Below are 10,825 nucleotides of genomic sequence, written 5' to 3' on the forward strand. Positions count from 1 at the left end.
CAAGACAGTGGTTTGAGCAAACAAATTTATACGATCAACGCCCTGTCCAAAGAATGGGTCACGCTCAAAGACGAAAGCGGCAAACAGCACAGCGTTAAAGCCAGTGCATTGCACCATGCGCCGCTCAATCATGGTTACGCCACCACGCCAAGCAATGCCAGCCCTAATGCAAGTCACCACATCGTCAACATTAAAGCCTATAGCGCCTCAAAAGAGTGGTTACATGACACCCTGACACAAGGAATCAAACACATTGATATATTCACCGACAAGGCACAACAATTTGATGACCGATTAGAAAAAAGTGAGGTGAAACCATCCAGTATTTCGCGCATCATGCAAGCCGCTGACATGCCAGAAAAGTTCGTGAATAGCCAAACCACTGCCCTGCTCACCCAAGATGTGACCGCAGCACTGAATGCCATTGGTGCCCAGCATCAAGACAAAGGGCTTATTCACAATGCCGTGGACTTTGCCATCCAGCACATTAGCGAGAAAGAAGCCGGTTACTCACAAAAAGAGCTGATTGTTAATGCGATCAAGTACGCATTTGAGGAAAAAGGCACCAGCATTACCCAACATGAAATCATCAACACCCTGCAACACATGGCCACGAACAGCACGGATAAAGGCGCGCCCTCACTCCTGAGCGCCGAATACCACGACGGCACCCGCTGGACAACCCAAGCCGCTATCGATACCGAAGTGCGTATTTTAGACAGACTGCAAGCGGGCAAAGACCAACTTGCGCCCCTTACCAGCGTTGAACACGCCACGCAGGTACTCAGTCAAAATCAAAGCCTGACCGATGGCCAAAAAGACGCGACCTTGCTTATCACCACCACCAAAGACCGATTTGTAGGTGTTCAAGGGTTAGCGGGTACGGGTAAATCGACCATGCTTGAAACGGGTATCGATCTCGTTAAACAAAGCGAATCCATTCTCAACACACAACCCGATAAGACACCGACACAATTCATAGGTCTAGCGCCGACACACGCCGCCGTTAACGAACTCAAAGACAAGAACGTCGAAAGCCAAACGGTGCAATCACTCCTAAGCAACTTTTTAAGCCAAGATGCGAAACCGGACCAATACGCCAACACCGTGTTCTTGCTCGATGAATCCTCGATGACCAGTAACGCCCAAATGGATAAATTTACCCATTTGATTGAGACAACAGGCGCGCGCGCCGTGTTCTTGGGTGACACTAAACAGTTAACGTCCCAAGAAGCGGGTAAACCTTTTGAACTCGCGTTAAACAAAGGCGCAATCAATAGCGTCACCATGAAAGACATTGTGCGCCAACAGAACAGCACGCTACTGAGTGCAGTACACAATATTGTCGATCGCCAAGGCGAAAGCGCTATTGATAAAATTCAGCAACAATTACCCTTTGACCAATACACCGCGCCCACCGCGAACGACGCGGTAACGCCCGAAAAGCAGGCTACCGCTAACATCAATCAAAGCTTGAATATCATTTCAACTTTGCAGCCGCTAACTGATAACCCAAAGAAAAACCAGCAACTTGCGACCGAAGCCCTGCCCGCCACTGTGGCACTGGAATACTTGGCCAGAACACCTAAAGCGCGTGAAAATACCCTTATCATTGCGTACACCAACAAAGAACGCGACGACATTACCCACGAAATTCGCCAAGGGTTACAGCAACAAAAAAGCCTCAGTACCGAGCAATTCACCGTGCCGCGATTACGCGGAGTTCATGCCAGCAAGGCGGAACTGGCGACCATGTTGCCCTATCAGCAGGGGTTAATCCTGACGACCGGTAAAGACAGTTATTTTGAAATTATGAAGGTTGATAAGCTCAATAACATGCTCACCCTCGCGGATATGAAAACCGGCGAGGAAAAGCATTTCTTCCCCAAAAATCATGGTCACAAATTCACGAACCTTTGGGCTAAGAGTGAGCAACCTCTCGCAGAAGGCGACAGTATCATGCTCCGCAAAAGCGATATTGACCGTGAAATGCAGGGCAACAAAACCTATACCGTTAGCAGCATTGACGATAAACAAATGCAGCTCAAATCCACGGATAACCACACATTAACGCTCTCAACCAAAGATTTGAAAGATGCTCATTGGGATTACGCATACACCCGCACCGCCGATATGGCGCAAGGGGCAACCTATGAGAATGTCATTACCGCGATTAAGGGCCAAGGTGCATTAACTAACGTAAGGCGCGCGTATATCGATATCACCCGTGCCAGTAAGCACGTAAAAATCATCACCGATAACCCGCAAAAAATGATGCTCTCATGGGTCAATAACGATCCCAATAAAGTCTCTGCACTTGAGACAAGAGATAACTATTACCCTGAACATACCCCGCTATTTAATGACAAACCCTTGCCGCAGGAAAACCCAAAGTACCTCGATGTGAATGGATATGTGGATCTAAAACGGATGGCCACCGAGCTAAATGCCAAGCTTCCAGCCTACAGTGAATCACTTGCAACGCAGCTTTTAGGTGAGCCGAACCGCGATAAATCAGACAAAGATAACCTGACATTTGGCAAAGAGGGGAGCCTGACATTGACCACAACGGGCCAATATCGTGGCTATTTTAAAGACTGGAAAACCGGCGATAAAGGCACCTTAATTAACCTGATTATGGTCGCTGAAAAATGCAGTTATAAAGATGCACTTTATAAAGCCGATAAAATGATGAACGAACCCGATAAATATAATCTGGTAAAAAACCCACAGCATGATGAATTAACACATGCCATTCCGGTTAAGCAAAGTCAATTAGAAGCGCGCGCGAAGCAATACTTTAATGAAGCGAAACCTATCGAAAACTCACTCGCACAGACGTATTTAAACAAGCAAGGCATCGACGTTAAGCAGCATGAAAACTTACGTTTTCACGATGCCGTTTATTCGTCAGAAAAACGCGGGACCTTCCCCGCATTAATTGCGAACATCACCAATGATAAGGATGAGACCAAGGCAGTAGAAATTACTTACCTTGATAAATCCAGCGGTGACATTGCAGCGCTTAAAATAAACAAGCGCATACTCGGCTCTAAATCGGGGAACAGCACGACGATCAACAAAGGCAATAATTCAGACTATAGCATTGTCGCTGTCGGTGTAGAGAACGCGCTTAAGATAAATGCTGATAATAAAAACGGGGCTGACATTATTGCGCTAAACAATAATAATGACACCAAAACATTCAATACAAATGAATTGCGCGAAAACGTGATAGTGGTACTTGATACTAATAACTCACAAGACACTGCAAAACTGGCTAATGACCTTACAGAAAAATTCAGCAAGGAGAATATACATGCGGTTATTATTGAACCCAATCTGATACCTGACGGCTTAAACAAAGTCGAAACGACAAAGCAATTAGTCAACGAAGCGATCTATAACATAACAACAAAAGACAATACCCTATCTAAAGCCATTCAATCATTGAGTCATGATATTGCAGGCACAAAAAATATCACGATGAAAGATGACAGCACTAACGTAACGACGAATAAAATAAAGCACGATGAACACTATCAACATTTAGCAATGGATAGCCACCGTTCAACGACGAAAGAATACTCCCCCAACATCGACAATCCTAAATTGGATATTGGTGAAAAAACAATGTAAATAAAAATGGAGGTGTTAACCTCCTTTTTTAATTGTCGCACGATATATTTCTAATTTTTATCACCCTCCAATATTTGTTGTGTTCTTTCCTCAGCCTTAGCCATTAACCTTTTATATGAGGGAACAACATCAGGCTCTTTCATATTATTATTGTATTGTTCTTCGTTGAAATTTTGATAGTAGTTGATAGAGGTTTGATGATGGATTTTTATCACATTACCAAGAAGAACTTCGAGCAATTCCCTTGTTGAAATCCCCTCATCTTCGTCACTTGAATGCTCAATGACCCGCAGAGCAAACAAGGTTAACTCCCTCATTGCATCAGCATCACTCGCCAGATTTTTAGCCCCTTTGTAATCTTGGACTTTTGAATATAGATCAGGAGGACACGCTACTTGGATCACTTTATTTCTAGCCATTATTCATACCTCAATAGGAAAAAAACTACGATACAACGGCAATACACAATGATTCTTCACAATAAAGAGTGTAGCTCACATGTATTGCGCTCTATTTCCAAGTATTTCACGAGTAATACACCAAAACAATAATTAATTTTAAAACAGTGACTTATAAAACCCGCCAATTTGCAATACAAGTGAAATACACACCTCTACAACCCAACGTGAATAGGGTTCTAATACACATGCACCTGACAAGCGATACGCGAGAAATACACTTTATGGTAAATTTCAAACGAATTTTTAAAAAATAATTTTTATTTAAAACTTAAATTACGCACTTTAAATTCAATCACTTACACCACAAACAACCATGAGAATTGATTTATCAATTCTTGCGTGGGGTGTGGAGAATATAGGACGTACCAAGGTGGCATTTTCGCATTAATTTTACGTGTTCAGTTATTTCCGCTCAGGGTAAGTATATCAGCAACTTAGAACCCTTTGAAGGGGCTGGGGTTGTGTAAAAAAGTGGTCCCACGCAACCAATTTTCGGGCAAAAAACCTCTTTAAGGTGGCATTTTTGTGTCATTTTCTGCAAAAACGTAAGATCTTTGAGTGGCGTGAAGTGTGGACAATGCAAAACGAGTTAAGGTGGCATTTTTGCATTAATTTTTTACAGGTATATATTTAAAACTAAACCAATTACATCAAACACATATAACATGCATAAATAATAAAAGTTGTGCGAAAAAGTAGTTTCCCGCAACCGAATTTACAGGCAAAACTTCTCTTAAGGTGGCAATTTTTCCTCAAAAAATACTGGATTTTTTAGCGGCGTGAAGTGTGGATGATACAGGGTGGGTCACGGTGGCACTTTCTCGTTAATTACTTACAGGATGCCACCACTTTAAAACATTAAATATCAATAGCTTAAAGCCAGCCAAAAGGATGCTAGTTATGCAAAAAAGTAGTTTTACGCAACCAAACCTCAGGCAAATGAATGCTAAAGAGGCATTTTCAGACGATTAGACTAGTAGTAGATTGATCCCCTTTTTATTGCTCTCTGCATCATAGAAATGAGGTGTGCGATATGAGCTATCTAAGCTATTATTGCCGAAATTTTTTATCCGGCAGAAATAATGGTACGCAAATCAAAAGCTATTTTTAAGCTAGAAGAGCATATAAATGATTGGGTTAAGTCTCAGTTTAAATCCTTACATCTTGAGAATCAGGTGGATTTTTATACAGAATCAGCTATCCCTGACTATTTAAAAGAAGCATTAAAAGGTAGAGCGAAAACAGCGAAGAAAACAAATTTTGGTAAGCCAGATTTCAGTGTTGATAAATATAAAATCCCTGTGTTGATTGAAAATAAACTAGGCCGTAACAAACTGATTAGTGAAGTTAAAGACGGGGTTAAATTTGACGGGAAAGCGATTTCAGATTTTGCAGTTAATGGCGCATTGTACTATGCAACAGGTATTATTGCGTCAGGGAAATATAGTGAAGCAATAGCGGTAGGGATTGCTGGTGATTCAGAGGATAATCTAGAGCTAAACGTTTACTACGTGTATGGTTCAGGTGAAACCTCATTCAAGTTATTAAGCGAAGTAAAGACACTTGATTTTCTTGAAAATGAACAAACCTTCGACGCACTATATGCTGATGCGGTTTTAACAGAAGATGAAAAACACGAGATTTTAATTACGTCTCAAGCGGCATTGCAGAAGTATGCCAAAAGTTTAAACAGGCTCATGCACAACCATAATATCACAGCACCACAACGGGTTTTGTACGTATCAGGTATGCTATTATCGATGCAAGATGTGATTAAAAATGGGAAAAAAATTCAAGACGGTTTGACACCAGACGATCTAAAAGGGATTCAGTCAGAAACCCGCAGGGATGGGGTTTTGATTGATAATCAAATCTCGGAATTTTTAGAAGCAAGAAACATTCCAGCGGATAAACAATCGTTGATGTTGTCAAGCTTTAGTGAGATATCTAAAGATAAGCAGCGGGATGAAAAGATAGAGGTGGATAAAGAAGTTTCTAAACTATTGCAGCAACATCATAGTACAAACAAACAAATTTTCACCTTTATCTATCATAATATTTTCTTATCTATCGATGCCATGGCTGGACATCTCGATATTATGGGCGAGATGTATTCAGAGTTTCTAAAATATGCTCTGGGTGATGGAAAAGAGATCGGAATTGTTTTAACTCCTCCATACATTACAAAAATGATGGCGACCATACTAAATGTTAATCAAAACAGTAAGGTAATGGACTTAGCAACTGGTTCCGCAGGATTCTTGATTTCAGCAATGGAATTGATGATCCAAGATGCCATATCCACAAATGGTAAGCAAACAACAGCAGCAATCAATAAAATTGAAAAAATAAAAAAAGAGCAGTTGCTTGGCGTTGAATTAAACGCTGAAATGTTTACTTTAGCTGCAACGAATATGATTTTACGAGGTGATGGTAGTGCCAAGATTGAAAAAGGCAATGCTTTTAATCGACCTGAAAAAATTTATCGCGACTTTAAAGCCGATAAAATCCTACTCAACCCACCATTTAGCTTTAAAGAGAATGGCATGCCTTTTATTTCATTTGGATTAGACCAAATGGAAAGGGGCGGGCTGGGCTCAATCATAATTCAAGATTCGGCAGGCTCAGGGAAAGCGGTAACAACAAATAAATCCTTGTTAAAAAAACATACGCTTCTAGCCAGTATCAAAATGCCAGTTGATTTATTTCAGCCCATGGCTGGTGTGCAAACAAGCATCTATGTTTTTGAAGCTCATTTACCGCATGATTTTGGAAAAACAGTTAAGTTCATAGACTTTAGAAATGATGGTTATAAGCGAACTATTCGTTCTCTACAAGAAATTGATGAACCAACAAAACGATACAGTGACATAATAAAACTCTATAAAGCTGGCAGGAGTGCACAATTAGAAGCTGACTGGAATGTTGACAATGTTTATGTTGAGGATTTTATTACAGCAAGTGGAGCTGATTGGAATTTTGATCAGCACAAGGTTATTGATGCGAAACCAACCTTTGATGATTTCCGTAAGACAGTAGCTGATTATTTATCTTGGGAAGTTGAGCAATTGATAAAAAATGATTGTTCGCTGGGAAAGTAGATAGCCACTCTATGCAAGAGAAATTAACAAAATTAGAAATTAATTTTGGTGTAGAGTGGCGTGAATTCTGTTTGGAAGAGTTGTTTCTCATTGAACCAACAAAGAGCTATAAAATCAATAACAACTTAATTATAGCTGAATGTGGAACTGTGCCGTTGATTTCAAATTCATCTGAAAATAATGGTGTAATGGGGTATTCAACAATGCCTCCTAATAACATCGGTAATTCAATAACATGCTCTGATACAACAGTTGGAGCAGATACTATGTTTTATCAAAAAAATGATTTTATTGGGTACTCTCATGTTCAGAACTTTAAACCAAAAAGTATATTTAAAAAATTCAATGAGGATATAGCTTGTTATATTATAACATTGTGTAGAAAAGCTACAAATGGTCAATATAGCTATGGAGCAAAGTTTAATAGGGATGCAATGAATTCTACTAGAATATGTCTTCCTGTTTATGGTGATGAAATTGCATTTGATTACATAGAGAATTTTGTCGCCATGCTCAAGAATGAGCGTGTCGCTACACTCAAGAGTGAGCGCGTCGTCACGCTCAAGCGATATTTGAAGGTGACAGGACTTGATAATTACCAATTAACATCAGAAGAACAACATCTGTTAGATAACATTGATGATTTAGAATCTATATATGGTTTTGAATGGAAGAAATATCGTTTAGATAAATTGTTTGGTGCAACTATGCGTGGGCGCCGTCTTAAATCGGTTGACCGTGTAACAGGAGTTCTCCCCTTCGTCACCGCAGGAGAGGCAAATATGGGTATTTCTGCATGGATAAGCAATGATGTAACTGTTTTTCAAAGTAATACTATAACAATAGATATGTTTGGTTCGGCTAAGTATCGTGGATATTCATATGGGGCAGATGATCATGTTGCCGTCGTAAATACAAAGCATTTACCTGAAGAAGTAGTTTTGTACATAACTTCTGCTATCCACAAGTCAGCTTGCGCAGGTCAATTCGATTATTCAAGAAACTTTTACGCATCAGATGCAGATGAGTTAATAATAAATCTGCCAGTAACCATTAAGAACAATTCTCAAGAAATAGCTTACGAGTTAATGACGAATTATGTATCACTTATGAAAAAATTGGTCATTAAAGATGTGGTTTTATTCGCCGATAGAGAAATAAAGCTTACTGCTGAATTATCAAAAGTGCATTAAATATAGTCAAAATGCTTTCAACAGGAAAAGACAACTAAATCAAAAGATTACAACAAATATCACAAAAGCCATCCATAAATCCAAACGCCCCTTCTTAGGGGCACTTTTCCAGATATACTCATTTTTGCTAATAATTCAATACTTCAGATATTGCTCCCACACTTCGAGATTTTCTTATCTAAAAAGTACAGCAACCTCGTAAATCGCTTATAGGTCAAACTAATAGCATAATTTTCAGTCTATCTCTTCGAATGAAATAGTTCACGATCCCTAAATCGTTGTATCGCGCGAAGCTCCTCTTTAGTTAAAGAGGGTGGTGTCTGTAATGGTTTAACCTGCTTCACTTTTTTCACAGCTTTGGGCTTTGGCTTCGCTGTTGGTTTTCTTTCTGGCAGACGCTTTTGCTTTACTTTTACGGCTGGCGTGGGAGCCTCATTAGTTTGCGGTATATAGGGCTTGAGTGGCTCTGACTGAGTGAAAATGCCTTTGAAGACAGCCCCAATAACCTCAGCGGCATGCTCTACGCTATCATCCCCAACATGGGTATATCGTAACGTCATTGTGACTTTTTTATGCCCCAGTAAAGAGGCCACCATCGGAATACTGCATCCGTCCATGACTGCATAGCTTGCAAAGGTATGCCGTAAATCGTGCAATCTTACATCTTCAATCCCTATCTGTTTTCGCAACCTTAGCCATAGCGACTGTACCAATGAAGTGGAAGCGCCCTGTTTCATCGGAAAAAGTTCTGTATTGGCCTTACAGTGATAGCGACTTAATATGTCAACTGCGGCTTGACCGATATAAAGCACTTTTGCCCCCGTTTTACTGTCGGGTAAATGCAATTCATTGCCGCGAACGTACTCCCCTTTTAAAAAAGTGATTTCCGATAATCGGCAACCTGTTAGCAGTAAAAGCCGCAAAACATCAGCACATTGAGCAATACTGCCGCCGACCTTTTCATATTCATCAAGCGCCACAGATAAACGCTGCATTTCAGCAACACTCAAAAAGCGATTTAATACCCGCCTTTTGTTTTGCCGAATACCAATGCAGGGGTTCGTCAGGCAATGCCCCTGCCTCAATGCTAACTTGAAGACGGATTGCAATGTATCAAGGTTACGGTTAGCGGCACCTTTGCGCGTTTTACTAATCTCATCAAACCATGCTTGTACCATCCTATGGTTAATCATGTGCAACGGGTAACGACCAAAATGAGCTAACAAGCGTCTATTCAGCGCGGGCAAGACTGACCGTTTTGTACTGGGTTTCCAGTGTTCAAAAATCATCGGCTTCCATGTTTGTTCAACAAACACATCAAAACGAGGCGAAGCACTCATGCTCGGCTGAGTGTGCTCCTCTCGCCATGCTTGAAGTTGTCCTGTTGCTTTCTCCCGTGCCGCTTTAACCGTTAGCGCACTAACAGGCGCAAGAATCCGTGTGCGTGTCCGATTATCAATAAGGCGGCTAATAACGTACTGCATCGGTTTATCGGGCATCACTTTAACGCCAAGGCCATGACAGAGACTGTCTTGAATGGTGTAGGCGCGTGTTTGACGGGCTAATGACCGAATAAACACTTGTGTTAATTTCACTGTTTTCATCGTTGCATCTCCCCTGCAATGAGTTGAGAAACGACATTTGCCGCCTGTTGAACATCACGTTTAGCAAGGTGTGTGTACTTTAAGGTTGTTTCAGGTAAGGCGTGCCCTAATAAGCGGCCAATCGTGAGGATGTTGATATTGTGCTTTACTGCGATACTGGCGTAGGTGTGGCGTAAGTCATGGATGCGAACATCATTAAGATGAATTGTCTCGCGAAATGGCCGCCAAAATCGGTCTAAACAAGCAGGGGTAAACGGCTGTGAAGGTGATTGATGCCAAAATAGATGCTCGCTGACTTGTGGCCAATCACTCAGCAACTCCCGCGCAAAGGAAGATAGAAACACCGTTTTAGCGCCTGTTTTACTGTCGGGCAAATACCAATGCCCTTGCCGATAATCAGCCCATTTGACGGAGCACACTTCGTTACAGCGACAACCCGTTAAGATTAATAACCGTAAAACCATCACCGCAACGGGTGACGCTTTTTCGTGGTTATCTAAAGCCAACCATAGCCGCTTGAGTTCTTCCTCAGATAAATAACGCTCACTGTGCGTAGATTTATACCGCTTAAAGCCTTTGCAAGGGTTACTTTGCGCTGGACGATACTCATACACTTCGGCTTGCTGCATCATTACCGACAACAACGGCAACAAGCGATTAGCCATGCCTTTCGAGGCATGCATACCATCAAACCACTGCTCTATGTGTTGTCGTGTCAACGCTGCAAGCGGAACATCACCCAACACAGGGGCGATATGCCGCGTAAAACCACGCTGGCTATTGAGTAATGTTGAGGGCTTCCAATGACGGGCATATCTTGGAAAAAA

General features: G+C 41.3%; 6 protein-coding genes. 3 read left to right on the forward strand and 3 right to left on the reverse strand.

What is annotated here, in order from left to right; all coding sequences use genetic code 11:
• A partial coding sequence (gene traI, locus NE536_RS21760) for a conjugative transfer relaxase/helicase TraI (RefSeq protein WP_261273991.1) occupies positions 1-3,639 on the forward strand: 3,639 nt, incomplete at its 5' end.
• A 50-nt stretch (positions 3,640-3,689) separates the two neighbouring features.
• On the opposite strand, the gene NE536_RS21765 is transcribed toward traI, so the two are convergent.
• Positions 3,690-4,058: a hypothetical protein gene (locus NE536_RS21765; protein ID WP_115407299.1), complete on the reverse strand. Its 369-nt coding sequence runs from the start codon at positions 4,056-4,058 to the stop codon at positions 3,690-3,692.
• 1,124 nt (positions 4,059-5,182) lie between these two features.
• Between NE536_RS21765 and NE536_RS21770 the strand changes: the two genes are divergently transcribed.
• Both NE536_RS21770 and NE536_RS21775 read left to right on the forward strand, forming a co-directional pair.
• Complete coding sequence (locus NE536_RS21770) at positions 5,183-7,201, forward strand: HsdM family class I SAM-dependent methyltransferase (RefSeq protein ID WP_261273992.1); 2,019 nt, start codon at positions 5,183-5,185, stop codon at positions 7,199-7,201.
• Positions 7,202-7,212: 11 nt separating this feature from the next.
• Positions 7,213-8,394 (forward strand): restriction endonuclease subunit S, encoded by a 1,182-nt coding sequence (locus tag NE536_RS21775; RefSeq protein ID WP_261273993.1) that lies wholly within the window; start codon positions 7,213-7,215, stop codon positions 8,392-8,394.
• A 239-nt stretch (positions 8,395-8,633) separates the two neighbouring features.
• On the opposite strand, the gene NE536_RS21780 is transcribed toward NE536_RS21775, so the two are convergent.
• Complete coding sequence (locus tag NE536_RS21780; protein ID WP_261273994.1) at positions 8,634-9,998, reverse strand: site-specific integrase; 1,365 nt, start codon at positions 9,996-9,998, stop codon at positions 8,634-8,636.
• Positions 9,995-10,825: tyrosine-type recombinase/integrase (locus NE536_RS21785; protein WP_261273995.1), on the reverse strand; the 831-nt coding region annotated here is incomplete at its 5' end. The genes NE536_RS21780 and NE536_RS21785, both read right to left, overlap by 4 nt.

The sequence above is a fragment of the Shewanella septentrionalis genome (genome assembly GCF_025370265.1).
Lineage (GTDB): Bacteria > Pseudomonadota > Gammaproteobacteria > Enterobacterales > Shewanellaceae > Shewanella > Shewanella hafniensis.

Excerpts from the sequence above, each read along its gene's own strand:
- NE536_RS21765 (WP_115407299.1), bottom strand. The coding sequence starts at position 4,058 with ATGGCTAGAAATAAAGTGATCCAAGTAGCGTGTCCTCCTGATCTATAT.
- NE536_RS21770 (WP_261273992.1), top strand. The coding sequence starts at position 5,183 with ATGGTACGCAAATCAAAAGCTATTTTTAAGCTAGAAGAGCATATAAAT.
- NE536_RS21775 (WP_261273993.1), top strand. The coding sequence starts at position 7,213 with ATGCAAGAGAAATTAACAAAATTAGAAATTAATTTTGGTGTAGAGTGG.
- NE536_RS21780 (WP_261273994.1), bottom strand. The coding sequence starts at position 9,998 with ATGAAAACAGTGAAATTAACACAAGTGTTTATTCGGTCATTAGCCCGT.